At 58.2% G+C, this 26,817-nt stretch carries 18 protein-coding genes and 1 tRNA gene; 10 read left to right on the top strand and 9 right to left on the bottom strand.

The window, feature by feature from the left end; all coding sequences use genetic code 11:
- Positions 1-13 precede the first annotated feature (13 nt).
- A complete protein-coding gene (locus FYK55_RS18080) occupies positions 14-871 on the top strand; it encodes an undecaprenyl-diphosphate phosphatase (protein WP_150077851.1) in 858 nt (285 codons plus the stop codon).
- A gap of 77 nt (positions 872-948) precedes the next feature.
- Here FYK55_RS18080 and FYK55_RS18075 read toward each other — a convergent pair whose 3' ends face one another.
- On the bottom strand, positions 949-1,515 hold the full coding sequence (locus tag FYK55_RS18075) for a DUF4240 domain-containing protein (protein WP_150077850.1): 567 nt from the start codon (positions 1,513-1,515) through the stop codon (positions 949-951).
- Entirely contained in the window at positions 1,478-1,930 is a 453-nt protein-coding gene (locus FYK55_RS18070) for a GNAT family N-acetyltransferase (RefSeq protein ID WP_235908785.1), read from the bottom strand. The genes FYK55_RS18075 and FYK55_RS18070 overlap by 38 nt, the downstream gene beginning before the upstream one ends.
- A 299-nt stretch (positions 1,931-2,229) precedes the next feature.
- Between FYK55_RS18070 and FYK55_RS18065 the strand changes: the two genes are divergently transcribed.
- Genes FYK55_RS18065 through FYK55_RS18055 form a run of 3 tightly spaced genes read left to right on the top strand, consistent with a single transcriptional unit; the run spans position 2,230 to position 6,658 of the window.
- Entirely contained in the window at positions 2,230-3,999 is a 1,770-nt protein-coding gene (locus tag FYK55_RS18065; protein ID WP_150077849.1) for a hypothetical protein, read from the top strand.
- Between the two features lie 6 nt (positions 4,000-4,005).
- Complete coding sequence (locus FYK55_RS18060) at positions 4,006-5,373, top strand: DUF1800 domain-containing protein (protein WP_150077848.1); 1,368 nt, start codon at positions 4,006-4,008, stop codon at positions 5,371-5,373.
- Between the two features lie 52 nt (positions 5,374-5,425).
- Positions 5,426-6,658 carry a DUF1501 domain-containing protein gene (locus FYK55_RS18055; RefSeq protein WP_161604608.1) on the top strand — a complete coding sequence of 411 codons (1,233 nt, stop codon included), beginning with the start codon at positions 5,426-5,428 and terminating at the stop codon, positions 6,656-6,658.
- Positions 6,659-6,696: 38 nt separating this feature from the next.
- Here the strand turns inward: FYK55_RS18055 and lysS are convergent, their stop codons facing one another.
- Positions 6,697-8,289, bottom strand: a complete 1,593-nt coding sequence (gene lysS / locus FYK55_RS18050) for a lysine--tRNA ligase (protein ID WP_150077846.1) — start codon at positions 8,287-8,289, stop codon at positions 6,697-6,699.
- A gap of 228 nt (positions 8,290-8,517) precedes the next feature.
- On the opposite strand from lysS, the gene FYK55_RS18045 reads away from it, so the two are divergent.
- The 4 genes from FYK55_RS18045 to FYK55_RS18030 all read left to right on the top strand — a co-directional run bounded on the left by FYK55_RS18045 (position 8,518) and on the right by FYK55_RS18030 (position 10,894).
- Entirely contained in the window at positions 8,518-8,847 is a 330-nt protein-coding gene (locus FYK55_RS18045) for a hypothetical protein (RefSeq protein ID WP_150077845.1), read from the top strand.
- A 286-nt stretch (positions 8,848-9,133) separates the two neighbouring features.
- Positions 9,134-9,817, top strand: coding sequence for a hypothetical protein (locus FYK55_RS18040; RefSeq protein WP_150077844.1), 684 nt, complete (start codon positions 9,134-9,136; stop codon positions 9,815-9,817).
- A 198-nt stretch (positions 9,818-10,015) separates the two neighbouring features.
- A tRNA-Ser gene (locus tag FYK55_RS18035) sits at positions 10,016-10,098 on the top strand.
- Between the two features lie 115 nt (positions 10,099-10,213).
- Entirely contained in the window at positions 10,214-10,894 is a 681-nt protein-coding gene (locus tag FYK55_RS18030; protein WP_150077843.1) for a hypothetical protein, read from the top strand.
- 487 nt (positions 10,895-11,381) lie between these two features.
- Here FYK55_RS18030 and FYK55_RS18025 read toward each other — a convergent pair whose 3' ends face one another.
- The 3 genes from FYK55_RS18025 to FYK55_RS18015 all read right to left on the bottom strand — a co-directional run bounded on the left by FYK55_RS18025 (position 11,382) and on the right by FYK55_RS18015 (position 18,048).
- A complete protein-coding gene (locus FYK55_RS18025; protein WP_150077842.1) occupies positions 11,382-12,605 on the bottom strand; it encodes a hypothetical protein in 1,224 nt (407 codons plus the stop codon).
- A 421-nt stretch (positions 12,606-13,026) separates the two neighbouring features.
- Positions 13,027-17,367 carry a WD40 repeat domain-containing serine/threonine protein kinase gene (locus FYK55_RS18020; protein WP_235908784.1) on the bottom strand — a complete coding sequence of 1,447 codons (4,341 nt, stop codon included), beginning with the start codon at positions 17,365-17,367 and terminating at the stop codon, positions 13,027-13,029.
- 129 nt (positions 17,368-17,496) lie between these two features.
- Positions 17,497-18,048: an ECF-type sigma factor gene (locus tag FYK55_RS18015; protein WP_150077841.1), complete on the bottom strand. Its 552-nt coding sequence runs from the start codon at positions 18,046-18,048 to the stop codon at positions 17,497-17,499.
- 717 nt (positions 18,049-18,765) lie between these two features.
- On the opposite strand from FYK55_RS18015, the gene FYK55_RS18010 reads away from it, so the two are divergent.
- Both FYK55_RS18010 and FYK55_RS18005 read left to right on the top strand, forming a co-directional pair.
- Complete coding sequence (locus FYK55_RS18010; RefSeq protein ID WP_150077840.1) at positions 18,766-19,683, top strand: DUF2202 domain-containing protein; 918 nt, start codon at positions 18,766-18,768, stop codon at positions 19,681-19,683.
- A gap of 346 nt (positions 19,684-20,029) precedes the next feature.
- Entirely contained in the window at positions 20,030-21,076 is a 1,047-nt protein-coding gene (locus tag FYK55_RS18005) for a DUF1559 domain-containing protein (protein ID WP_150077839.1), read from the top strand.
- Between the two features lie 145 nt (positions 21,077-21,221).
- Here FYK55_RS18005 and FYK55_RS18000 read toward each other — a convergent pair whose 3' ends face one another.
- From FYK55_RS18000 to FYK55_RS17990, 3 genes are all read right to left on the bottom strand, one after another.
- Positions 21,222-23,606 (bottom strand): transporter substrate-binding protein, encoded by a 2,385-nt coding sequence (locus FYK55_RS18000; protein ID WP_201743740.1) that lies wholly within the window; start codon positions 23,604-23,606, stop codon positions 21,222-21,224.
- Positions 23,607-23,915: 309 nt separating this feature from the next.
- A complete protein-coding gene (locus FYK55_RS17995) occupies positions 23,916-24,347 on the bottom strand; it encodes a hypothetical protein (RefSeq protein WP_150077838.1) in 432 nt (143 codons plus the stop codon).
- 534 nt (positions 24,348-24,881) lie between these two features.
- Positions 24,882-26,156, bottom strand: a complete 1,275-nt coding sequence (locus tag FYK55_RS17990; RefSeq protein ID WP_161604607.1) for an OmpP1/FadL family transporter — start codon at positions 26,154-26,156, stop codon at positions 24,882-24,884.
- Positions 26,157-26,817: the final 661 nt, after the last annotated feature.

The following is a 26,817-nucleotide window of genomic DNA, read 5'->3' as shown; positions in this document are numbered from 1 at the left end:
TGGATTCAGTTGCGTGATCGAGACCATCATTCTGGCCGTGGTCCAAGGAATCGCCGAATTCCTTCCGATCAGTTCGTCCGGCCACCTGGTGATTCTGGGCGCGTTGATGAATCAAATCACCGGCACACTGCCGAGCGAATCGCCGACGTTGGAAATCATTCTTCACACCGGGACCCTGGGTTCGATTCTGGTCGTCTTTTGGCGAAGGATTCTGGATTTACTCAGCAGCGATCGCCGGGTCATTCCGTTGCTGATCGTTGGGACCCTGCCGGCGGCCGTGATCGGTTTGACCATCAAGGCCCAATTCGCCTGGATCCTGAAGAATCCGTTGCTGGCCGGCGCGATGCTGATTGTCACCGGTTGCATGCTGATCCTGCTGGGAAAACTGTCGCAGCGGGACAAGGAATACCGGAATCTGTCGCTTCTGGGGGCCTTCCTGGTGGGCTGCTTTCAAGCATTCGCCATTCTGCCCGGGATCAGCCGCAGCGGGTCAACCATCTTGGGCGGCCGCCTGATGGGTCTGAAAACCGACGATGCGGTGACGTTTTCATTCTTGCTGGCGATTCCCGCGATTGGCGGCGCGACGTTGCTCGCAATCAAGGACGTGGTCGAACAGATCCAACTGGGGCAACCGCTTGACGAGGGCCCCCTGGAGCTGGTTGCCGGGGCCCTGGTTTCATTCCTGGTCGGGATTGTGGCACTCAAGTGGCTGATCGGTTGGAGCCGACAGGAAAAACTGCACTGGTTCGCCGCCTGGTGCATTCCCGCCGGCCTGCTGGTCATCGCGTTGTGCTTTGCCGGCTGGTTTGAACCGAACCGCACCGAATCTCCGGTGTTGTCAGGTACCGCAAGTGCGCTCGACCGTCCTTGACGCCAGTCGTAAAGCGAACCCTGCCGCCGGTAGGAGCCGACGGAAGAGTGATCGGCCTCCGAAGGGCGACGCAGGATTCAGTCGCCGTGGATTTCGCTGATGCGGTCCTCGTCCCAGAAGCCTTCAAACAGCTTTGGAAACTCGGCCTGCAATGTCTCCTTCGGCGGCCAATCATCCGAAATATCGGGCGGCTCTGGAAACTCAACCTGTTCCTCGATCTCCTCGATGTCGCCGTGCCACGCATTGTCCACGACGAACAGCAAGGGCTCTCCCGAGATCTCTTCGGCGGGATCTTCCACGTCAATAAAGTCCGCCATCGAATCCGGATCCTTCACGGCCGCTTCGAATCGCTCCCGGCCGTTCAGGATCAGCCAGTGCCGAAAGTCTTCGAAGACGTCGTCGGAAACATAGCTGAGCACCACGAAACAGGCTTTGATCATCGGCCACGTGTAGGCGCGATGCAGCAACTCATTTCGTCGGTTTTCGAAACCCACCAATTCCGACTGCGACAGCGACGCGAGCGCTTCGGTGATCCGCTCACACTGCTCATCGGGCGAACACCGGTCCGGCGATCCGGCACTTTCGATGATCGCCCAAAACGTTGACTCATCCATCGACGCCTTGCTCCCGTTGTTCATTGCCATTGGTGATCGGATCAACGGGACGCCGAATCCAGCACGACTGGTGTGCCTCCATCCCGATCTTTGGATAGTAGCCGACCGAGGCGGGCGCCGCCAACAGAATCAGCGTCGTCTCCAAACCGGCCTCCCGGTGGACCAGGTCCACTAACTGCCCGCCAATGCCTTGACGCTGGTGCTGCACGTCCACCGCTAAGTCCGAGAGATACGTGCAGTAGGCTCGATCACTAATCGCCCGGGCAATCCCAATCAATTTCCCGTCGTCGCGTCGCGCCGTTGCGATGACATCGGCCGCCCGAAGCATCCGTGCCATCCGGCCCACGTCGTCGACAGGACGTCTTTGATCCAGCGTCGATCGACGCAGGATGTCAATGAACTCCTCGACGGTCAAATCGGGTTCAATCCCAAATTGTGGCTGCAAGCGACCACCTCAGCTGAAACAACCGCTCCGCGACTGCGGTCCATGACGGAACGAGTATCCCGAGCGCCGCTGCCCGGGATGACGAAGGAAATCAGTCTAGCCGTTTTCGGTTCGCGGTGGCCCGCCGCAGCCTGCCGCAAAACCGTTTCCCGACGCCTCGCTGAAGTGACCATCTGGCACCCGCGTCGATCGTTGCAAAAATCTTCCCGTTTTGATCAGCAAGATCGGGCCGCTCGCCACGAAACTCTTGTTAAAACGAATGGTGCCGGCACGTGCCTGTTTTCCCCAGGAATCTCAACATGAAATCTTCGTGGTTGGCTTGTGGATTTGTTTTTCCGCTCGGACTGCTGTTGGCAACTTCTGTGGCGGCTGCGGAATCCGAACCGCGGACCATCCCTGAAGCCGCGCAACTGCTGCCACCCACGGTCGTCGCGTACGCGCAGATCCCCGACCTGAGCGCGACCGCAACCGAATTGTTGGACCATCCCCTGCGTCAACGCGTCGAGGCCCTACCGGCTTACGGTGCACTGCGGGAATCCGAAGGTTTTGGAAAGCTTTCCGATGCCGTGGCCGCATTCGAAGCCAGCCTGGGAATGCCCTGGCGGGACGCCCTGTCCGGCTTGACCTCCGGCGGGATTCATTTCGCGCTGGATCGTTCGACCGAAGGCGTTGCGCTGCTGATCCGCGCCGACAATTCGGCAACGTTGGAACGCTTTCGAGGCTTCGTGCTGGGGTTGGCTCAGATGACGACGGGCCGTATCGGACCGCTGGAACAGGGACAGTACCGCGGAATCACGGCCCAGGCGATCAACGCCAACCTGAAAATGGCTCAGCTGGACGACTGGTTGCTCGTCACCAACAAGTCCGAATTGGGGAAACGGATTCTGGACCAGTACCTCGACGGCGGAGATGACAACCTGGCGTCGTCGCCGAAATTCCGGCAAGCATGCGCGAGCATCGCCGACGTCTCCGCCTGGGGCTGGGTCGACGTCCAAGCTTTTCGCGATGCCGGCATTGCGCCGCGCTTATACGAGGGCAAAACGGATAACCCCTTGGCCGAAGTCCTCGCCGGAGGCATTTTGAGTGAATTGCAACACACTCCGTTTGCCGTGGCGACGATCAACGTGGATCAAGACGGGGTGGCTGTCAACGCGACGTCACCGCATCGTCGCCAGTGGCAAACCGGCCGAGAATACTTCTTTGGAACGCAATCCGACGTCGCGCCACCGTTGCTGCATCCTCCCGACCGATTGTTCGCCGCCAGCCTGCATCGCGATCTTTCCCAAATGTGGTTGCGCTCCGGGGACCTGATGACGGAGAAGGCGAACGAGGGACTGGCCAAAGCGGATACACAGCTGACCACTTTCTTCTCGGGCCGCGATTTCGGCGAAGACATCCTGGGATCGCTACGGCCGGACATCCAGCTGGTGGTGACGGTGCAAGATTTTCAGCACCGCCAGCCACAGCCCGCGATCAAGTTGCCGGCGTTCGCACTGAAATTCCAAATGAAGGATCCCGAACGGACACGGCCGGAGTTTCGTCGCGTGTTCCAAAGCTTCATCGGGTTTTTGAACGTTGTCGGTGCGATGGATGGACAACCACAGTTTGACTTGGGCAGCGTTCAGCTTGATTCGGCGACGCTGATCACCGCCACCTATGTCCCGCAAGTCGGCCAGGAAGAGAGTACCGAAGCGCCGATCAACTTCAATTTCTCACCGACGCTTGGATTTGCTGGCCCCACGTTGGTGCTTTCCAGCACAACCGAATTGGCGCATCGCTTGGTGCAAACGGTTGAGCCTCCGGCACCGGTCGCGGTCGAAAGCGATGCAAACACCGCAGCGATTCTGAATGGAGAAACGCTCAAACGGGTTTTGGAACAAAACCGTGCTCAGCTCGTCGCTCAAAACATGCTCGAAAAGGGACACGCCCCCGCCCAGGCCGAAGCGGAGATCGGGACGTTGCTGGATTTGGTGTCTCTGCTTCGAGACGCGAGGGTGTCATTGATCGTTGACGATGACCAGCTTCGATTGTCGGCTGCCGTCCGAGTGGATTCTGAATCCCAGGAGTAAAACGCAATGAACTCACTTGAATCGGTCGATCCACAGTGGGCCTGGCAGCCGTTTCAGCCGTCAGCGGATCAACCATGGGACCGCCGCGGGGCGGCGCATCTGTACCGCCGCGCGGGATTCGGCGCCGACGTGTCCCAGCTGGACCGGGCCGCGCAGCTGGATCCGGCCGAAGCCGTCGCCCAACTGGTCGCACAGAATCAGGAAACGTCCGAGTTCCGTACCGTCGCAGATGCGCTGGCCAAAACGGTGCTCGCTGGCGGCGATCCCATGACGTTGTCCGCCGCTTGGGTGTATCGGCTGTTGCTGACTCCGACCCAACTGTTGGAAAAGGCCACGTTGTTTTGGCACGGGCACTTCGCAACCGGTGCGGACAAAGTGAAAGATGCGTCCATGATGTGGCAGCAGAACCGATTGCTGCGACAGCAGGCCTTGGGGAACTTCTCCGAACTGGTGCAGGCGATTGCGAAAGATCCGGCGATGCTGATCTACCTGGATTCGGCTTCCAACCGCAAAGCACATCCGAACGAGAACTTCGCGCGTGAGTTGATGGAATTGTTTTGTTTGGGCGAAGGCCATTACAGCGAACAAGACGTGCAGGAATTGGCACGCTGCTTTACCGGCTGGGAAATCAAGAACGACCGGTTTCGAAAAAACCGCTATCAGCATGACAACGGCGTGAAACGGTTGCTTGGGAAGGAGGGAGCCTTTGACGGCGAAGCCGCGGTCGAGATCGTGATCGACCAGCCCTCGATGCCGTTGTTCCTGTGCCGAAAGTGGTTCCGATTCTTTGTCTGCGACGAACCGGCTCCCCCGGATAAATTGTTGATGCCGCTGGCAGAAACCTTTCGTGACCGAGGATACGACATCGCCCCGGTGTTGCAAAAACTGTTCAGCAGCAATCTGTTTTTCTCCTCGCTTTCGGTCGGCCGCAAAATCAAGTCGCCGGTCGAATCGCTCGTCGGAACACTTCGCAGCCTGCAAGGAACCACCAACACCGAGTTGCTTGCCCGGGGTCTCCGCGACATCGGCCAGGGCCTGTTCTATCCGCCCAATGTCAAAGGCTGGGACGGGGGCCGCGCGTGGATCAATTCGTCCACCTTGCTCGGCCGGGCGAACCTGTTTCAACAAGTCCTGAACGATTCCAACACAGCCTTCGCCGGAAACTCGTTGCAGGAATACCTGGGCGACCAGGGAATCGAAACACCGCAGCAGGCGCTGCAGCAATGGGAAACTCGCCTGCTGCCACATCCCCTGCCATCCCCCGTCCGTTCCCGACTGTTGCAATCTTTCGCCAGCGGCAACAGCGCGGAGGATGGCGGATTCCGCGATTTGCTGCACCAATTTGTCTCGCTCCCCGAATGCCAACTCGGTTGACGAACCTTGCCGATCGTTCCACCGGACATTCCACCCTTTCGGATTCGGATCCATGTCACATCCCTCTCTGCTTGACCGGCGTGATTTCATCAAGTGTTCCGTCGGCGGATCGCTTGCCATGGGTATCGGCAGCGTCGTCCCGGCCGCTCTCTGCCAGGCTGCCGATAGTGTTCCGCCAGCGGGAGAACGCATTTTGGTGGTGGTCCAGTTGACCGGAGGAAATGACGGATTGAACACGGTGATTCCTTACGCGGACGAAGCCTACCAAAGGTCCCGTCCGAAACTGCGGATCGGGTCCGCCGATGCGTTGCGGCTGGATGACTCACTGGCGTTGCATCCCTCCCTGACGGGCATTGCGGAATTGATCGACGACGCGATGGCCTCGATCATCCAGGGCGTGGGATACGAGCATCCGAATCGTTCCCATTTCGAGTCGATGGACATCTGGCACACCTGTCGGCGTAAAACGGAATCCCGTACCGAAGGCTGGTTGGGCCGCTACCTGGAAACGGCTGCGGGGCGATCCGGCGGTGACGTCCCCGCAATGCACCTTGGACGGGGACAACAACCTTTCGCGCTCGCGTCGCGAAACATTCCCGTCCCGACGGTCCAACGGTTAGAAGAGTTTCAGCTGCGCGGCGACCCGACGGGATCGCTTTCTCAACTGCTCCGAGAAACCTCCTCGATCGACGACTCGGCCGACAGCTTGCTGGGCTTTGTCCAGTCCAACACCGAGAGCGCGTTGGCGGCAAGTGACCGCGTTCGCAAAGCTGCCAGGGGCTATCGTTCTGACATCGCCTACCCGGAATCGGAGCTGGCGGAAAAGCTTCGCATCGTGGCCCAGCTGATCGATAGCGGTTTGACGACACGGGTCTACTACGTGCAGCTGGACGGATTCGATACGCACGCCCAACAACGCGACACGCACGCCATCTTGTTGCGGCAATGGAGTGACGCCGTCAACGCGTTCATCCGCGACCTGCAACAACACGATCATCACGATCGCGTGTGCGTGATGACTTTCAGCGAGTTCGGAAGACGCGTCGCCGAGAATGCCAGCGAAGGCACCGATCACGGCGCTGCCGGGCCCATGTTCCTGTGCGGCGGTGGCCTGAAGCCAGGTTTGATCGGCGGTCATCCCAGCCTGACCGACCTGCAGGACGGTGACCTGAAGCACCACACCGATTTCCGCCGGGTTTACGCGGCGGTGCTTCGAAACTGGCTGGAAACCGATCCGGCTCCCATTGTCGGCGAGGAATTCGAGCCGGCCGAAGTGTTTGCGTAACTTCTCCGTACCACGTCACGCGGGCTGGCAGCGGAGACTCAGCTCTCCGGGCGAAGCACCGGGAACAGGATCACGTCCCGGATCGATTTTTGCCCGGTCAGAATCATCACCAGGCGATCGATCCCGACGCCCAAACCGCCAGCCGGTGGCATCGCGTGACGAAGCGCTCGGATGAAGTCGTGGTCCATCTTGGCCATCGATTCTTCATCGTCCAGTCCTTCCAGCTGCGTCTCAAAAAGTTTCTGCTGCAGATCTGGATCGTTCAGTTCGGTGTACGCATTGGCCAATTCCATTCCGCAGATGAACAGTTCAAACCGCTCGGCGATGTCCGGGTTGCCCTGCTTGCGTTTGGTCAGCGGGCAGATGCTGGCGGGGTAGTCGATGACGAAGATCGGTCCGGTCAGTGTGTCTTCGACCTTCTCTTCAAAGATTTCGTTGCGAATGACATCCGGATGCTTTCCCTCAATCTCCAACCCTAGCTTTAGCGCGTAGGCCTTCACGGAGGCCTCGTCGCCGGAGTCGATCCCCGTCGCCTGTTGGAACAGTTCCGCGTAGGTCGCTCGCTTGAACGGTGGCGTGAAATCGATGGTCTGCCCGCCGTACTCCCGCTCGTATCCGCCTCCGATCGATTCGATCGCGTTGCAAATGATTCGCTCGGTCAAATCCATCATCGAACCGTAGTCACCGTAGGCCTGGTAGGCTTCCAGCATCGTGAATTCCGGATTGTGTCGCGGGCTCAAGCCCTCGTTGCGATACACACGCCCCAATTCGTAAACGCGTTCCATGCCCCCCACCATCAACCGCTTCAGGTGCAGTTCCAAGGCGATCCGCATGGTCAGCGGCATGTCCAGGGCGTTGTGATGTGTTTCGAAGGGGCGGGCGGCAGCGCCACCGGCAACGGTGTGCAGGGTGGGGCCTTCGACTTCGCAGAACCCATCTGAGTCCAAGGTTTCGCGAATCGACTTGATGATCCGCGTGCGATTCAGAAATGTTTCCAGTGGCCCGTCGTTGAAAGCCAAGTCGGCGTACCGCATCCGCTGTCTCAGGTCCGCGTTGGTCAAACCGGCGTGCTTCTCCGGCGGCGGCTCCAGCATTTTGGTGTGGAAGAACAGTTTCTCCGCGAACACCGTCAGTTCTCCGGTGTTGGTGCGTCCCAACCGTCCTTCGGCGCCAACCAGGTCGCCCAGGTCAAACAGCTTCGCAAGCGAGAAATCGTCGTCCCCGACCTGTTTTTTTCCGACGAAGATTTGGATCGAGCCGGTCCAATCCTTGATGTTCAAGAAAATCAGCTTGCCGGTGGGTCGAGACAGCATGATCCGCCCGGCGACTCGAACCGTCGGTCCGATCTCCTCACCGGGGCCATGATCGGCTTTCCATTGACGGTAATCCACCTCGGCATCGAAATCTGGCAGCGCCAGCAGTTCACCGTCGTTGGTTTTGAACTTGATTTCGGACGCCTGGCGGCGGCAATCGGCGATCAGCGTGCGGTCATCGAAACGAGATCCGAAGGGGTCGATCCCCATCGCTTCGATCTGACGCAGTTTTTCTCGCCGTGCCGCTCGCGGATCGGTCAACGCGTCGTCGCCGGTGGCTGCGGACGAGGTGCCGGCTGAATTGGAAGATTGGTTCATATCTGTCGTCGGAGGGGACCGCCGCCCCTGGCTGGGCGGGCTGAATCATCGGGCTCGTGAAGGGGGCGATTGTCGAGGGGCGACCCTGGTTTGACAAGGCGAGCGTCGGACAAGTCTCTTGACCCGGGCCTGCGATGTCCGATATCAGGACCCTCAGTCGCCCGGCGGCCACGGATGTCGGCCCCGAGCTTCGAACCCCCAATCGCATTACCCCATGGACTCCCACCCATGATCCGAGCCCAATTGCTCCTGATCGTTTTGGCCGGTGCCGCACTGTCGCTCGCTAATCCCCCCGCTATCTCAGCAGCCGAAGTCGTGCACTATCAGTGCAAAGAATGGAAAGCCAAGCACATTCACGATACCGACAAGGCCAAAACCATTGCCGAGACGCTGAAAAAGCTGAAATGCGAAGTTCAATCCAGCGGCCACGACGGACACATTGATTTGAAGTACCGCTGCGAAAAAGAACGACAATTGCCCGTCAAAACCCACGAGGAAGCGGTCAAGTGGGAAAAGTGGTTCAAGGAATACGGCTTCAAGGTGTACCACACCCACTGATCCGTTCGCCGCACGCTGCCCGAACACGGCAATCGTTCGACGGTCGCATTTGATGGCTCGTCAACGGACGCATCGATCAGCACGTATTCGCCAAACGAGGCGCGGACCGCCGTCGATTTAGGCGAGCGACCATTCGAATCGAGCCTTCTTCGGCGGCGACTGAAGCTCCCCACACTCCCAGGAACGGCATGCGGAGAGCCCTTAGATTCTCCGCCGGGGAATTTGTTTGTTCGTGCGACGTGGCTTTGCTAGGGTTCCTGCCGACTGCTACCGGAGGAATGCCACGATGAAAGTGCTTCATCACCCCAAACGGCGGGAGCGCGCGGCAAAGCTTTTTGACGAGCGCTACGATTCTCGGCAGGGCCGCAAGATCGTCGACAGCCTTGCCAGCGGTTTGAACACGACGCGGAAGGAACTGGTCCAGCGTGTCGACCAGGATGTCGTCGTCAGTTTCGGAATGGACTCGATGAGCATCCCGCTTTCGACGGACGGGAACGAAGATCGGGCCAAGGCCGAGATCGAGATTTGGCAGGTGGCCGAAGCGGTGCTCCATGCCGAAAGCTGTGGCTATTTGGACGATCAGGAATGGGGCTGTCTGTGGCTGGGCGAATTGCGTCTGGGCCGGAACATCCAGAACGATTCCGTTCGAAAACGCCTGGCCGCTTACCGCGCCGGCAACAGTGACGATCGTCGGCGGCGGCTGCTTCAATCGTTGGGAAAGGTGTACCCCAACACCAGTCGGTGTCCCCTGGTTCTGTTTCAACTGATGCCGCTGGCGGTGCAGATCGTCGTTTCGATCGCTTTCGACCAGACCGACGACGCGGATTCCAAACGAAAGCGGCAAGCCTTCTGGTTGCCGGGCATCATGGACTGCCAAGCCTGTCACGGCGACGTCCTGGACAACGGCGAAAAATGCGACGTGTGCGGCAACCCGGTCTGGAATTACCGCTGGCTGATGTCATCGGATTGAATGGGCCCCGGTGCACGCGCACACACGGTGGGCACAAAGCGCGACGTCGACGGGACTCGGGTGCTGTCGAGAATCGGGGCGAAGAGCGAGAATTTGAGGTCGATCTAACTCGCCGGGCCCATTGCCGCGAACCCGGGCTGTGATTTACACTCTATCCTTCATGCGGCGGCCGAGCATTTGGCCGGTCGCATGGTGCCAGGAGGATATGCGAATTGGCTAGCAGACTGATTCGAAATCAGTTGCCGCGCAAGCGGTTGCGGGTTCGAGTCCCGTGTCCTCCGCTCCCCGAAAGAGCCCGCAAAAGTGCGGGCTTTTTCTTTGCGCCCGTGGCAACCGGACGTCAATTCTACAATGTCGGTTGGTCCTTTAGGCGGGCTCAACCGATTCCGATTCGCGATGCAACGACTGAGATTCTCGACGCGCGTGCTCTTGTTGTCGGTGGCCGTGGCCGCCATCGGCTTGATGGTCGCCCGCGGTCGAATCAATCGCTACCAGCAAATCGGTCGGGATGTGGAAAGACTCGATCGATTGGGGTTCGTGGTGGACCTGGAGACGCCAAGCGATCACTTCCTCTCCCGATATGCGCCGGAGTTCAAGGGCTACCCGACGTACATCCGTCTTTACAATGACGCGTTGAGTACTTCCGAGACCGACGAATTGCTCGCGATCATCGGCCGCAATCCGTCGATCGAGAAACTGGTGGTCCATGTGCGGATCAGCGAGAAGGATGCAGCGAGACTGCTCGCGTTGCCCATGCAAAGCCTGGGAATCTCTGAAACACCCATCGGTGACACGCTGAACACGTCAGCGTCGCCAACGCTCGAGTGGCTGTCGTTTCACCGCACGCGTCTGAACGACCACAGCCTCCAGTCGCTCGGCCCGATGCCCGCGGTCCAGTATCTGGACCTGACGCGCACCCGAGTCTCCGACGATTCGATTGATTACTTGGCCGCACTTCCACGGCTCAAAAACGTCGTCCTTCGACGCTGCAAGGTCACTGCCGAAGGAGCCGAAGAGTTGCGTCGGTTGCGTCCCGGTATCAAGGTCCGCTGGGAGCCACTCTCGCGGTCACAATGACCGGAGTGCCATTCCCAGGCGATTCAGTTCCCACCCCGATTGACACCCCTCTCGTCAACGCTTCCCGCTCTCTTCCGTCCCGAAGTGTTGGTTTTTCCGATGAAAGGCACTCACAGGGACAGAGCACCTTCCTAAAAGACGTTTGTCCGTCTATTTTGCATCCCGACGGGGCAACGCCCCAAGCGTTTGCGTAGCCCGGCTCGGCAGGGCCGGGAAAAACGGAACACCCAGGAACCGGTAGGGCCAACGGCCCGGCCCTTTGTTCGCGTTCGAACGAACCCAAGGCGCAGCATCGACCCGCGGCAAATCGGTAGGCCGCATCAGATCACGTGGAGCCTGATCGGCTCGGTGAAGACACGCTCACCGGCAAGAACTTCGACCATCGCAAGATCCCGGTCGCGCCGCTGCTGTGCTCTGTCCCCAGTCGCGCCAGGTGCTCTGTCCCCGGTCGCGTTCGGCTTGCCTGACCGTCTTGGGATGCAAACGGTTATGGCACTGGATTCAGAATGAAAGTCTCGTAGACAAGGGGTAACTCGCCCCCAATGAGCCCCTGAACGGTAGTCGAGCCACAGATGATTGGGGCGGAAACCGTTTGCCCGTCGATCTCCAAATCAACACGCTCCGTGATCGCCAGGTTGTACCTGGCAAGTCTGTTCAGGGACAAAGCGGCATTCCACTTTTCCCTTTCTCCTACAACAAGATTGTCCAGATCTAAGAAGCCGTAATCTAGCGTATCGATGTAAGGGAAATACCCTACATGTTGCAACTTGAGAGTTCCAGCGATATCTCCGAACGAATTGATCGCTTCGCAGTTAGCTTCGTCAGCGACTCGTTTCTCTCCATCTGGTCCGTTTAGACGATAGGCATCGAGAGCAAATCGGCCTCCTGTCGCTCTCGCACCAATTTCTCCGAGATCATTCAGACAATTTGCCGCGAAGCGTGAAAAGTAGTGTTCAAGCTGGAAATCTCCGCCGCCCAGACTTTCGTAGAGGTAGCAACCCGAATCATCGTTGACGATGAACTGCCCCAATTGACTGACATCCTCCACAGCCGTCGGAAAAAAAGATGTCAGAGCTTGCGAGCCGTCGCTTGGAAAACAAACGGATTCCCCAGTTAAGGCGGAAACATAGACAACATCTCCATTCTCCAGGAGATGAGCCCCGGCGTAGTTTCCGGACTCCGGGAGATATTCGAGTGCTGCTGGCGCGATGCTGCCATCTGGATTCTCGAGAGGAGGAGTGAAGCGGTAAAGGCGGAAATTGCCGTCGGCTATTGCTCCCTCTCGGGCCATGCAGAGTAACTGCCCCGCATCGTTTATCGACACAACCATTACCAATGGGTAGCCTTCAGGTAAAGCTGTAAATCCACCGATGTACTCCTCGGCCTCAATCACTCCCTGCTTGGTTGCGATGAAACCCGTGGGATCAAACACCGTGCCAACTGCTCGATACCCCACCATGACTCCATGGTTATTGCAGTCGATCAATGTGAGTTCGGACTTCACTGAATAATCATCGGTCGCAGCAAGCCAAGTGACTTCGTAATGGAACGAAACCGTCACGGGTGGCGGATCGCCTCCACCACCATCGCTGCCTCCGCCGCCGTTACCCCCACCTGCATCCTTCGGCTTGCCGGCAAATGACGATGGTGCCAACAGAGTCATGAGCAGGACGATGTGCAGCGCATTTGCGAAGAGTGCAAATCGTTTCATGGCATTTTCTCTTTCGTTTTGGTGTCGGTCGGCGGGAAGTTTGCTCTGATATCACGGAACCGACCAGCTCGCTGATATCGAGCGACGTTGAGACATGCCTGAGATCAACGAAACGTCTTCGCTAACCCGGCTTCGGCCAAACGCCATTACCAATGCGAAAGTTCGCTGCGTTGATTCCAACAAATTCCAGGGATTTTCGAGAAAGGAGACCGCCAATGATGATCGGGCCTTTCATCCCTGAAGCTTTTCTGTTTTCCCAGAACAGGAAGAGGAATCGGTGCCTCGGCTCAATTGAAGCGATGGTCGCCGAAGCCAGCGGGAGTTCCGCCCTCTCTCAAATACTGACGAACAGCACCGACCGCGAGTGCCCTCATTCGCTAGAGCGGAAGTGAAGAAGTGAGCCGTCGTGAAGCTTCAGGGATTATTCGTCGAGGACTGCACGGTACTCGTCAAGTTGCTGAATTGCCGCATCCCAGTCAGGCTTTATTTCGAGAACTCGTTCTTCAGTTTTAATTGCCCGATCAATTTGGGAATCCTCGCAATAGTCCGATGCCAGACGATGGAGATACTCCGCATTGTTCGGCTGGTAGCGTACGGAGAGTTCACGATGCTCAATCACTTTGGCCAAAGTGCACTTTCCTCGCTTGTAGATCGACGCGAACTGATCTTCGATCAACGCGATCTCTTCATGCACTTTCGTGCTCGCGCTTACGCGCATTTCGTCTCCGGCATCCAGCAGACGGTACAGCTCAAAAAAGTACATTCGAAAGGCCTGGTAGCACTCATCGACAAGCGATTCGAAACCTTCCACTTCGACGCCTGACTCAATCAAATGCGAAAGCTGTTGCACTTCGCCTCGGTCAAACCGATCGAAGCGTGCTGCCCTCACCATCGCATCGACCTGATCGTCTTGCCTGTTTTGCTGGTTTGCGAGGACACTTTCTAGTAGAAAGTACAGCGAACAAATCTTGTCCGGTGCCCATGGATGCAATTCCTCCGCTTTGGGACCTGTCGCATCGGACAGGACCCAGGGCCGGAGGACCTCAATCGCCTCGGTCAGTTTTCCTTTTCTGAAGAACGTGACTGCCTCGGCCGTGGCCGACCAGGCATCCTTTTTATAACTTTCTCGCCGGTAGTCCTCGATGGCGGGAGATCGGCTTCGATCGTAACCTACAGCGGCATCCCAAACTTGGATCCCACCGTTAGCAAGTCGAACCGCAAGCCGCTGTCCATCAGGTGACCATTCAAGTTGGTGGGGAACTTCGTCGATCTCGAACTTCAACAACACCTCGCCTGAAATTGCATCCAAAACAACGACCCAACCCGTGCCCCCTCCCACCGCGATTCGGTCATCGCTGGGATGCCAGGCGAGCGCCCGCACGCGGCCACCGAAAGGTCGGACAGCTAGTTCGATGCTTCCAGAATTCGCATCTACGAGGTGACAGTGGCCATCGGGACTACCTACAACAAGTTTGGTGCAATCCGGTGCCCATGCCAGGGATTCCAGGGCATTTCCAGAGTCTAAAGTACCGATCAATGACTCAATCTGCTTTTCACCGCTGAGCGCATCGTGAATGAAGACTGCGGGACGATGGTGATCTTCATTACCCGCAAAGGCCACCCGATTGCCGTCGGGGGACCAATGAACACTGGGAAGCTGTCGGCTGGATAGAACGTTGATTTCCGTCGACTGCCCGGATCCGATGTCGATGATCTTGCGCTTCTGCGTTAGGCGGTGGTTCGTTGCGATAGCAATTTTTTGTTTGTCGCGGCTGATTGCCCACTCACTTTCATACTCAGGTGTTTGCGAAACTTCTAAGCGCCAATTTCGTCTATTGGCAAGGTCACGGATATCGACGTAACCTGTCTGGCCAATGTTCAAAAGCTGGGACGCCAGATTCGCTTGGTCCATCCTCCCATTCTCGCCGTCGAGGAATGAGGCAATACGTTGTCGCGATCCGTTGCAAAGCTGGACCGCAACGACGGAATTATCATCACCGTCGGTGTACTGAATCGTGTCATTTCCCGCCCACGCGATGCCGCCAGGTTCTGTGCGGGACGATACATCAACGTGGATCTCAGTTGAGGGTTGATTCAATGACCAGATGGCACAGTATCCGTCGGCCCCCATCGACAGAAGACGATCGGAATCGGAAGACCACGAAACCGATTCACCAAAGGTATCGTGCGCGGAAATGCGATCAACGATTTCCCACTCACCAGCCTTCCAGACGTTGATCATTCCCTGATTTCCGATGGCCGCTAAATACGCGCCATTGGGACTCCAACGCAGATCCCGGGAATCCTGGCCAAAGTCAAGGCGAGCAGTGACTTCTCCGGATTCCGCGTTCAGGACGACCAACTGATGCTTGACCGTGGGCAGGGCGATCCACGGCTCACTAGGATGCCAATGGGCAAATGGACCTGAGGTTACCAGAAGGTCATCTTCCACCCGAATTTTTCTAACAGGTCTCAGCGTTCGACCATCGTACAACTGCAGCGTCGATTCGTCATCGCGGACGGTCGCGGCGAACAACTCATCATCGCGACTCCAGCCCACCGGGAGATGAACATCGTTGAATTCGTATTTTACTTCCCATTTCGCTTGATCGCCCCGAACTTGAAGCACATTGACGAATACCTCGCCTGAGTCGTCCTGAAGATCGGCGACGGTCCCGTCATTTCTACAAGCGACCGCGATTCGATTTCCTTGACGATTCCACTCCAGCAGCGTCGGATTGGTTGCTTTCCGGAGCGTGATCGGAAATTGCTCGTTGGTTTCCAGATCAAGAATCTGTATCACCCCCCTGTCGCCAACAAGTCTCCCGTAGATACCCGTTGCGTGTAAGGTGATCGCGAGCTTTGAATCATCGGGACTTCGGCGTGTGACACCCCACAATCCGCCAATTCGTTTCAGCAACTTTCCACTACGAGTGTCCCAGACTTTACTTTCTGGATATCCGGAGCCTTGTGTTAAACTGGTTTCCGTTCGACCCGCAGTGAAGATCCGATCGCCGTCGTCGATCCATTCAGCTGAGTTTCCGACGGATCCCGTGTACCAGACTCGATCGCAAAGCCGGGTTTTTCCGAGTAGGTAATACCACTCCCAGGATCGCAAATCGTCTTCACCGTTCTGCGGGAACTGCGCCAGCAGCGTGCGTCGTGCATCGGCGTCGTTTCCGTTGCGCAGATAGCCATCCGCCACGCGGACATCCGCACGGTAGAGCGCACTCTGGGCAACGCGCCGTTGGAGTGACTCTCTTTGAGCAGCGTCTTTCGCTCGCTGTGCTTCCGCGGCGAGTTGCTTTGCGGTTGCGTCACGTTCCTCGGCCAATCTATTGGCGCGTGCAAGTTCCTGATCAGCCGAGCTCTTCGCGGCAACGGCATCCGCAGCATTCGATCGAGCCCGAGCTGCAAAGACCAGACTTGCCGAAGTTCCCAGAGCGGCAGCAAACATCACCAGACCGGCGCACGTCAGCAGCAAACGGTGTTTGCGCACATATCGACCGACACGATACCGCACCGAAGGCGGATGAGCCTTGACGGCATCGCCTTCAAGGTAGCGATTGATGTCATCGGCAAAATCGGAGGCCGATTGATAACGTCGCTCGCGGTCCTTTTCGAGCGCCTTCATCGCGATCCAGTCCAGTTCGCCGCTGAGCTCTGATTTGGAACGCTTGATTTCACGCAGCGTCTCAACCGGCAGCGTATCACATTCCGCTGCTTTGACGGTACTGATCCTTTGGCTCGGACGTGGCGGTTCCGTCTCCCGTATCATCCGACGAACTTCGTCCAATCCCTTGTTCTTCAGTAGTTCACGATCGAATGGTGTCGTGCTCGTCAGAAGTTCGTACAGCATCACTCCGAGTGAATAAATATCGCTGCGGGTATCGACGTCCAGGCCACTCATCTCCGCCTGCTCGGGGGACATGTAGAGTGGCGTTCCGACCATCGACGCGAACTGCGTGAACAGCGTTTTGTCGGTAAGTTCCTGATTGACCGCTTTGGCGATGCCGAAGTCGATGATCTTCACGACGGGCTTTCCGTCGTGCAACGTCACGAGAGCATTGCTCGGCTTTAGATCACGATGGATCACCCCGCGGTGATGTGCATGTTGGACAGCGTGACAGACGTCGACAAACAGCTCGAGTCGCTGTCGGAGGGACAGCTTCTTTCGTTGACAGAAGTCCGTCAATGGAATGCCTTTGACCAGTTCCATCACGAAATAGGGTCGCCCCTGGTCGGTCGAACCGCCGTCGAAGACACGAGCGATATTCGGATGTTCCATCAAAGCGAGTGCTTGCCGCTCGGCTTCGAACCGGGCAACGACCTGACGGCTATCCATCCCGGGTTTGATGATCTTGATCGCCACGCGGCGTTTGACCGGCCGGGTCTGTTGGGCCATAAAAACGGTGCCCATTCCTCCTTCGCCGATTTGCTCCAGTAGCTTGTACTTACCAAATTCACTTTCCGGCCCTTGAAGGCTCGGCATCCAGAAATCCGCACTGGTCGGCGAAGCCTCGGCGTGGCTTGCCTGAGTCGCCTTAAGATCGGCGATACCCGTCATCTCGAAGATCCGATCGATGGCACCGCCGCGGGCGATATCGCCCAGCAGTCGGCGGACTTCATCGGCGATTGGCGGGTCGGCCGAATTGAGAATCCGCTCGCGCGCCGCGTCGTCTGAGGCGTTCAAGTACTCCAGAAATAGTCGCTTGGCATCTGCCGCGATCGAAATTGGTAATGATGGATCTGGTTCGGGCATTGGAAATTGACGTACGACTAAGCTCGGTCTGGTTCAGTCTCCGGATGCTATGCGAGAAAAGTCCGCCAATCTTCCATCGTAAATTGAGATTCCTTGCATTTGCTTTCGGTAGCAACCCCATAGGCCTACTCAAGCCAGCATTCTTGCCATCAAAGCCTTGGCGTAGTTCCAATGGTGGTAGGCCGAGGACGTCGGGATCCCCAGCAATTTTGCGGCCTCGGGCACTGAGAACCCCGCAAAGCAATGCAATTTCACCAGCTGGGAGATTTGCGGATCGTGAGCAGCAAGCTTTTCCAGGGATTCGTGAACGTCCATCACCAATTCTGGATTGGTCATCTTGCCTCCAAAGTCGTCTTTCAAATCGACTTTCGCGCGGTCACCGCCTCGCTGTTTGCCAAGTTTTCGTCGAGCATGCTCGACGAGTATCCTTCTCATCGCCTCAGCAGCGGCGGCATAGAAGTGACCGGCGTTCTCCCAACGCTGGACCTGATTCTGGTCGACCAGTCGCACGTAAGCTTCATGGACCAACGCCGTGGTCTGGAGCGTGTGATCGGGACGTTCCAATGACATCTTCGCTCTCGCGAGCCGGCGAAGCTCGTCGTAAACAATCGGCAACAGTTGCTCAGCAGCCTGATCGTCGCCCGACTCAATTCGTTCGAGAATCTGAGTAATACGTAGCAATTCATGCGCCCTCAAGTGCCATCGAGATTTCGCCCCAGATTACAAAGATTTTTCGCTCCGCGAGTTCTTTTCGTTCTCGGTAGTCTAGCGAAAAAGTCCGCAGACGTTCTGACTTCATATTTGGATTGAAGACCTTGGAGGAATCCCCGTAAAGTCAGGCAATCAGCGTCCTACAACCGCATTGCCAATATGGATATCTCTCGATCGCTCCTCTTCCCACCGCCGTGTCTTGGAACTGGACAGTTTACTGTCTCCGGTCCATTGACCCTGGGAGCCTCTCTCGCGGTCACAATGACCTGAGTGCCATCTCCAGGCGAGTCAGCTCCCCCTCCCGATTGACGCCCTCTCGTCAACGCTTCCCGCTCTCTACGGTCCCGAAGAGTTGGCTTTTCCGATGTGCGTTTTTACGTGCTCTTTTGACACATTGAGCCATTCGCGTTCCCCGTGCTTTCGCCGAATGAAAGCCCCCTGGCTCGAAGCGTCGAGATTCCGCAGCGTTCAATCGCCGCACCTTGCTGCGGTTACAGAACAGCACCTCCGGGCAATGATCCGACGCAGGGTGTTGGTTGAACCTTCTCCGCATCGCCGCCTCTTGCGCGTCGTTCTCGCTGCGCTGGACAAAGCGGCACCCGATTTGCGTTGACGCCAATTCAAAGCTTTGACGCGCATTCGGATTCGAATGCCGACGAAAACGAGCACACGGAACAGCAGAATCTGATGAAAATCCTTCTATACGTTTGCGGCATCCTACTGGTCTTCACATTGGTCACCTCCGACGCGGTCGCGCAACAAGGTCGCGGTGGCGCGGGCAAGCGTGGTGGCGGGTCCGGCGGATCAGCAACGCAAACGCGAGATGGCCGTGGAGGCCAGCCAGACCGTGGTTCGCAACAAGCTGGAAAAGGCCCCAACGCGCTGCGACAAAACCAGGGCCAGAAGCAACTCGGTTCTCAGTCGCCCAACAGCGGGCAACCTGACTTCCTGCGCATCTGGGAAGAAGAGAAGTTGGCTCGCGACGTGTACTCAAGTTTGGCAACAACCTCCAAACTGACGATCTTTCGAAACATCGCCCGATCGGAAAACCAGCACATGCAGTCGATCGAGCGATTGATCCGCACCGGCGGCGCAAACGCGGGTCAATTGAACGACAAGCCCGGGTTGTTTGCATTCGCCGAGAATCAGCAACTTTACGAATCACTGATTGCCGCAGGGTCGCGAAGCCCGCTGGATGCGTTGATGGTGGGGGCGCGGATCGAAGAGATGGACATTGCGGATTTGAAGCGTTTGGCGGCTCAGACGATTGAACCGAGAGCTCGGCAAACTCTCAACCGCTTGATGCGTGGATCGGAAAACCATTTGCGAGCGTTTGCCGGGCAGATCGCAGGGCAGGGCGCGAGCTATCGCGCCGAGTTTCTGACGCAGGCAGAATTCGACGCGATCGCGAAGGCTTCCGGAAAGGGGGAGGGACCCGCGGGCAACGGACGTGGGATCAACGACCGCGGCCAGCAGGCGCAATCCAATGGTCGGCAACTCGGAACGCCCCCCGAAGGAAACGCCGGACCGGGTTTCGGTTCGCAAAATGGAAGTGGCCAGGGCAAGGCTTCCCCGGGCAAGAATCGGCGTGGTCGCAATCGTTGAAGCCGCGCCACGTCGTCAGCGGGTGACTCTTTACCGCTTCGGTTACCCTCGTGCTCTGTCCCCGGTGGTGCTCTGTCCCCGGTGGTGCTCTGCCCCCCGGTGATGCTCCCGGTGGTGCTCTGTCCCCGGGGTCACCGGATTTCTCTGTCCCCTGGTTACGATTCGGTCGTCAATGCCTACTGCGGGCGTGCTCCGGATCGAGGCGATCCCCGCACTGACGCCCCTGCTTGCTATTGAGAATGACTCGCATTACCATCTTTCCGTAGCCAGCGACGGCACGGACTTCGTGATCTAGCCAGCCAGAAACTTGCCCCCCCATCCGGCCCTAGAACTCGGAGTCACCGCAGTGAATTTCTCTTGCCGCCAACGTGTTGATCACCGCTCGAGCACATCAAACCGCACCGGCTTCACGCTTGTCGAATTACTCGTCGTGATCGCGATCATCGGGATCCTGGTGGGGCTGCTGCTCCCAGCCGTCCAGGCCGCCCGAGCCGCCGCTCGGCGAATGAGTTGCAGCAATAACATGAAGCAATTGCTTCTCGCGACGCACAACTACGAGTCGGCGTACAAATCGCTACCGGCCGCTTGGTCGGTGACCCCCGACGGAAAAGGCTGGTCGATGCAGGCGAGGATTCTTCCGTTCGTCGAAGAGGTCGCATTGGCCGACGGGATTCGTTTTGACCACGGGTACGGCCAGTCGACTCTGGTGATCGATGGCGATGCCGTTCCAGTGTCGTCAATCCGGGTGCCAACCTTGCAGTGCCCCAGTGATCCGCTGGATGAACCTCGTTTTGGCTCCACCGGTCCTGAATACTACAAACTCAACTACGCGGCCAACGAAGGCACCTGGTTCGTGTTTGACCCGATGGACCGTTCCAAGATTGGCGACGGCATGTTTGCCCCCGGCCGGTATTTCAAGTTTCGTGACTGTCTGGACGGACTGAGCAATACCATTGCCATGGCGGAGGTCAAAGGCTGGACACCGTACTTCCGGGACGTGGCAACATCCGGGAACATTCCCCTTCCAGAAGCCACCACCGAAATCTGTGCTTTGGGCGGGAGCTTCAAAACCGAAACCGGGCATACCGAGTGGGTGGATGGGCGTGTGCATCAAGCCGGTTTCACGACCGTCTTCACCCCGAACCGCAAAGTCCTGTGTACGGTCTCCGGGGCCGAATACGACGTCGATTGGACCAGCATGCGTGAAGGCAAGGACCTCACCAACCCGGCACGAACTTACGCCGCCGTCACCTCAAGAAGCTATCACATCGGCGGAGTGCAGATCGGCATGACCGACGGATCGGTCACATTCATTTCCGACTCGATTGATCATGAGCTTTGGCGCAACCTGTCGACCAGAATGGGACGTGAGACGATCGAATGGCCCCGATGAACGCGATTGCCAACCAGCTGCGATCAATTCGGTAAGGCGATCAAATGGGTTTGCGGTCCCGTGGCAACCAGGACCGCCAACGGCGGTGGCCCCGTCTCACACGTCAGCGACATCATGCCAATCTGGGCAATTCCGCCGAAGCGTCTCACTGAGCGGCCGGCGCCGACCAGTGGTCGCCCCAGGAAGCGTAAAGATCGTGCAGGAAGGCGCGCCATTGCTCGGTGGTTCGAGACGCCGGATAGGGATCGGGGCTTTGCGGCGTTGCAGCCGTCCAGACAATTTCGAACTGCCCATCGTTCCGTACCTGGCCGATCCGTGGCGTTTTGAAAGTGTGCTGAGTTGCCGCGTCGATTCGCACCTCACCTTCGGGAGCGCGCATCCGTTGGTTTCGCATGGACCGGCGAATCTCGGCGGTGCCGGTGCTCTGTGCGTCACGAACGGCCGAAGCCCAAAGTTTGACCCCGAAGTACGCCGCTTCCATCGGATCGGTGACCAGACGTTGGGGACCGTATTTGCTTCGGAAGTTCGCGATGAACCGCTCGTTCTCGGGGGATTCAATGCTCTGAAAATAGTTCCATGCGGCGTAATCCCCCGCCATCGCATCGACATCCAAGTGCCGAATCTCTTCTTCACCGATGCTGAACGAGATCGTCGGCACTTCCTCTGCTGTGACGCCCGCCTTTCGCAACTCCGCGAAAAACGCTGTGTTGCTGTCACCGTTGATCGTACTGAGAATGACATCGGGTTTCGATTGCAGGATCATCTCAACCGCCGATTGAACATCGGTGCTGCCCAACGCAAAAAACTCTTCTCCGGCCAGATCGGCTCCCAATTCGCTCAGCTGATCCTTGATGATTTCATGCGCAACGCGAGGAAAAACGTAGTCGCTTCCGACGAGAAAAAAACGACGCTTGCCTTCGAACGCGTAAGCCCATTTCACCGCGGGGATGATTTGTTGGTTCGGAGTAGCTCCGGTGTAAATCACATTGGGTGACTCTTCGATTCCTTCGTACTGCACAGGGTAGACCAGTAGATGATCGAACTTTTCAAACAGCGGCACGACGGTCTTGCGACTGGCCGAAGTCCAGCAACCAAACACCGTGCACACCTTCTCTTGAAGAATCAGCCGCTCGGCTTCGCGGGCGAAGGCCGCTGAATCGGAACGCCCATCGGCAACAACGGCCATGAGCGGGCGACCGATCAGCCCACCCTCTTCATTCAGTTCCTCGATCGCCAACAGAGCGGCATCAACGACCGGTGACTCGCTATCGCTCATTGTCCCCGAAAGCGAGTGCAGGATTCCGACCTTGATCGGTTCTCCGGTGGGCGGCACGACTCCAGAAGTCGGCTTTTCCGATGAGCCCCCGCTTGTTCGGCCCATCAGCAGTCGACCGCCGAAGCCGATCAGTCCCAGCAGCGCGACGCCGGCGCCACCCGCGACAAGCAGGCTCCTGCGGTTCGGGTTGCCCTGGGACCTCATTTTTTCGCCGGTCAATGTCGGGTTAAACACACCGGATTGACTCGGAAGTGTAATCCCGACGCCTGATATCGCAGCCAACACGGACTCCAAATCCTCGGCCATCTCGTCCATCGACTGGTATCGGTCTTCCGGCTTCGCTGCCATCGCGCGCTCGATGATCTGGCAGCAAGCGGCGGGAATGTGCTTGCGGATCTCACGCGGGTCGGGCGGCGTCGAGTTGCAGTGCGCGAACATGACTTGAACGACACTGCCACTATCCTGATAGGGACTCTTGCCGGTCAGCAACGCGTAGTAAGTTGCACCGAGCGAATAGATGTCGCTTCGCGCGTCGACGTCACGTGATTCGCACTGCTCCGGACTCATGAAATAGGGAGTCCCGACGATCTGCCCTTGTTGCGTCAGCTGCAACGTCTGGGTTTGCGCTCGCTTTGCGAGCCCAAAGTCGGCAACCTTCACGGTCCCGGTCTCGGTCAACAGCAGATTCCCCGGCTTGATATCGCGGTGAACCAGGCCCAACTTGTGCGCCGCTGCTAACCCGCGGCAGGAGTCAATGACGATTTGTGTCGCCTCGCCAACAGAATAGGCACCCGACTTCTCGAGGTGGTCTTCGGTGCTGCCACCCGCAACGACTTCCATGACCAGGAAGTGATTGCCACCGTCTTGAGCAATCTCGTAAATGGTCACCGTGTTGGGGTGATTCAGTTTGCCGGCACTCTTCGCTTCGGCAAGAAACCGATTCAACGATTGTGGATTGGCTGACAGTTCCTCGGGCAACACTTTGATTGCGACATTGCGTTCAATCGTCGCATCGTAACCCTTGAGCACGACGCCCATGCCACCAACCCCCAGAAGGTCAGTGATCTGGTATTTGCCGATGCGTCGGCCCACCCAAGACTCCGGGTCGGACCGCGGAGGACTCGCGCCGCCCGACGTGGTGTCGCCACCACCGTCCATCGTCTCCCCAAGCGCGTCGGAAGGACGTTCGACTGAATTCCCTTCCCCAACATTGAATGGTTTATTATCCGGTTCGCCCATGTCAGATTCTCGCAATCGTTCCAGAGGTTCCGCGAGCGACAGTGTACCCGATCCGGGCCAAACGCCGAGTGGCTCGTCGTGGACATCGCGCCGCTGTTGAATTCCTCCTGCAAGCCTTGGTTGCCGGAGCGATCAAGGGCGTGGTACCAGACATTAGCGGCGCTGCGATCAAGGCGAGGCGCTGAGGCAACGTGCTATTTGCAGGCGGTGCGTTCTTCGAAGCACCGCCGCAATGTCGCTGTCCAGCGAAGCAGTATCGGCCAACGAGAGTGAGGAAGCTCGATTCGCGAACGGCGTTGGTAACCGGGCAAGCGGTCGACGTGTTCAGGTCGACGACTGGGAGCCGGCGAGCCGTTGGCGGCCGGGCTTTCGTCGCCGGTATCCGATGACGGCGCCTGACAGCACCAGTCCGACCAGCGCGATGGTCGTCCGAGGCTCGGGCGTGTTTTGAACGGCTGCGACGCCCGAAATCGTCCCAGAAGCGTTGAACTGGTTGTTGACGAATGCGATCGAAGATTGGCCGTTGATCAGCGCCGCGATGTTGGCAGGATTCACCGCCTGATTGTCGATGGTCGCGGCAGGATTGAAAAAACTGAATGAATAGGTGACCGCGTGGTTGTTATTCGCCAGAACCTTGGCGGCAATACTTCCATCGAACGTCAACACATCGTTGCCGCCCGGCCCAGCCGCATTGCTAATCGTGAGGTTTCCCGAAGTTGCCGTGGAGAAACTGGGATGCGAGCTCGGGTTGCTCACGTCGGCGTTCGGCGTCGCCGGGAAGAACAAGCTCCCCGAAGCGAATGTCGGCCCGCCCACCGGATTGGCAGAATAGTTCAAGGTCAGCTCGAAATTACGCGGAAGACTTCCCAGGGCCGAGCCGGAACTTCCGTTATTGAGCAAGCCGACGAAGGAAACAGTCGCCGCCGTCGCAGGAGAAATTGTGATCAGAATCACAAACCAAGCAACGCAAAGATCTCTGATGCCCACTCTGAATGTCTTCGGTAAATGAATGCTTCGTGACCGCCCCGTCGGTAAAAAGTACCACTCAGAAAAGCGAAAGCAAAACTTCCGGCAATGGAATCGGAGACATAGAGCGGAAACGGGCAGCATTCGGGGACAGAGCATTCGGGCCAACCGGACCGGGCGAGCCCTGACTTGTGTATAAACGACAGCCCTGCGGGCCGGGCTGGACAAACCGACGGGGCGTTGCCCCGTTCTTCGGCACCGTCACCGACCAACGTGCGCTGTCCCCGCCGCGCTTTCCCCGCAGCACTGCGTGGCGTTGCCCGGCTAATCCCAACTGTCGGGAATGTGCAGACAGTGATCGGCTCCCCGTCCAAATCGCCAGGTCACCGCGGCACCCAGCCAGTAGCCCTCCACGGACGCGAAGGTGGTGGCGAATCGGTCGGTGTTCTCGAACATGCCACCGGCATACAAGTCAAAATCAATGCCGGGAAGGACGTCACGAACCCCAATCCCGCCGGTGATCCGGTGTTGACTGATTGCCGCGAATTGCCCCTGAATGTACCGGAGTGCTGGGACGCCGTCCGGGAGTGGCACTCCGCCGATCGACGTGAACGTCGCATCTTGACGCATCGGGTTCTCGTTGTAGGCGTAGCCGGCACGCAATCGCACGCGTTGATTGAGCGCGTATTGGGCACCGAACTGGTACACCCACTGGTCGTCGTAGATCGCTGAAAAAAAATCGGCATCGCTGTAGCGTTTAAACAGCACATCCATCGCGAGCAGCAACCGACCGTTCATCAGTGACTGGTTGGCCAACCCCAAACCGAAGTTCTCCGGATGGTCAAAATCCAGGTCCCTCGCGGTTGCGGGACCAACCGGCAACAGGACTGCGTTCTCGAATTCCAGGCTTTTGCGTGTTTGCCAGTAGGCACCGAGGGTGGTGCAATGATCGGCCTGATAGGTCACACCAAAGGTGCCCCGCAGACCGTAGGCAGAGGTCATGGCGGCCAGATCGACAAATGGCCCATCCAAGTACGAACTGCCCACTGCGACCGTGGCGCCCACCGACAATCGTTCCGTCAATTCCACCCCCAGCCCGCTGACGACGTCCAGCGCCAAGTACTGAGATGACGTTCCGCCGGATTCGGGAACCCCGCGGTACTCGGACCCCAGGCCCGCATTGGTCATCAACCCCATCCCCAATGTGATCGGCAACCCCAGAGCACTCACGTCCTGCGTCACGCCAATGTTCGGGATCGCACTCCCCGGCGTATCGGATTTTGCGGCGTAGGGTGTCACGCCGACCAGCGGAAGGGCCGCCTGCTGGTCGATATTGATGGTCGGCTCGGCCCAGCCCGCGGCGACGGAAAACTGGGTGCCTTTGAACTGCGTCAGCGTTGCGGGATTGCCGTAGATGGCCGATTGCAAGTCTTGGGGGCGTGCCAAGCTGGCCCCCGCCATCCCGCCCGATGCCGGCATCATGGTGTTGTGCAGTTCAATACCGAAGGTTTGCGCGGATGCCTGAGATGCACTCCCCGTCGCGAATGCGACGACCGTGATCCAAATGACGGTCACCTTGATAAGTAATCGTTGAGACATCCTTGCACCTTCCGATTTGAAGCCATCCCCGAAGTCCATTCCGAGCCGTACCCGAATCGTCGCATTGCGATCCGTGCGAACAACCAATCCCCCGCTCGTGCGGGATGTCTGGTGGGAGCGATCGGATTCTGACGAATGGAGAAAGATTGCAAGGCAGCATTTGGGGACAGAGCACGTCGAAGAAGGCAGCATTTGGGGACAGAGCAAGTCGACGCGATCCATTCGGCGGATTCGCCGGGCTGAAAGCCCGGGGGTTTGCCCAGCCCAGCCCGCCAGGGCTGGTGCCTCCACATCATCGAAACGTGGAGGGCCGAAGGCCTGGCCGTTTGCACCCGCAAAATCTCGTCGAGCCGACAACACCCCACAAATAAATGGCCGGGCCGCTGGCCCTCGGTTTGTTATTCGTTCCTTTCCCCGGCCCTTCGGACCGGGCTGGGCAAACATCGGGGCGTTGCCCCGTTCCTTCCCACCGTCCCTTGCCAAGGTGCTCTGTCCCCGTGGCGGAAATGGTCCCCGCGACGGTCCCCAGGTGCTCTGTCCCCCTTACGGAGAAGATTGCGCGCTGTGGAACTCGAAACCAGGGGCTCTCAATGAAACAGTCCCCAAAATGCCTCCGGTTTGATTGGGCGTCCGGCTTGTCCGGACGATCGATCCGGCCCGG

The organism is Roseiconus nitratireducens (genome assembly GCF_008629675.1).
Taxonomy (GTDB): domain Bacteria; phylum Planctomycetota; class Planctomycetia; order Pirellulales; family Pirellulaceae; genus Stieleria; species Stieleria nitratireducens.
The sequence above is the reverse complement of the archived record's forward strand: the minus strand, read 5'-3'. Positions and strand labels throughout refer to the sequence as shown.

Coding starts and splice junctions, on each gene's coding strand:
- FYK55_RS18065 (WP_150077849.1), top strand. CDS start 2,230: ATGAAATCTTCGTGGTTGGCTTGTGGATTTGTTTTTCCGCTCGGACTG.
- FYK55_RS18020 (WP_235908784.1), bottom strand. CDS start 17,367: ATGCCCGAACCAGATCCATCATTACCAATTTCGATCGCGGCAGATGCC.
- FYK55_RS18045 (WP_150077845.1), top strand. CDS start 8,518: ATGATCCGAGCCCAATTGCTCCTGATCGTTTTGGCCGGTGCCGCACTG.
- FYK55_RS17990 (WP_161604607.1), bottom strand. CDS start 26,156: ATGTCTCAACGATTACTTATCAAGGTGACCGTCATTTGGATCACGGTC.
- FYK55_RS18055 (WP_161604608.1), top strand. CDS start 5,426: ATGTCACATCCCTCTCTGCTTGACCGGCGTGATTTCATCAAGTGTTCC.
- FYK55_RS18075 (WP_150077850.1), bottom strand. CDS start 1,515: ATGGCAATGAACAACGGGAGCAAGGCGTCGATGGATGAGTCAACGTTT.
- FYK55_RS18010 (WP_150077840.1), top strand. CDS start 18,766: ATGAAAATCCTTCTATACGTTTGCGGCATCCTACTGGTCTTCACATTG.
- FYK55_RS18060 (WP_150077848.1), top strand. CDS start 4,006: ATGAACTCACTTGAATCGGTCGATCCACAGTGGGCCTGGCAGCCGTTT.
- lysS (WP_150077846.1), bottom strand. CDS start 8,289: ATGAACCAATCTTCCAATTCAGCCGGCACCTCGTCCGCAGCCACCGGC.
- FYK55_RS18030 (WP_150077843.1), top strand. CDS start 10,214: ATGCAACGACTGAGATTCTCGACGCGCGTGCTCTTGTTGTCGGTGGCC.
- FYK55_RS18040 (WP_150077844.1), top strand. CDS start 9,134: ATGAAAGTGCTTCATCACCCCAAACGGCGGGAGCGCGCGGCAAAGCTT.
- FYK55_RS18025 (WP_150077842.1), bottom strand. CDS start 12,605: ATGAAACGATTTGCACTCTTCGCAAATGCGCTGCACATCGTCCTGCTC.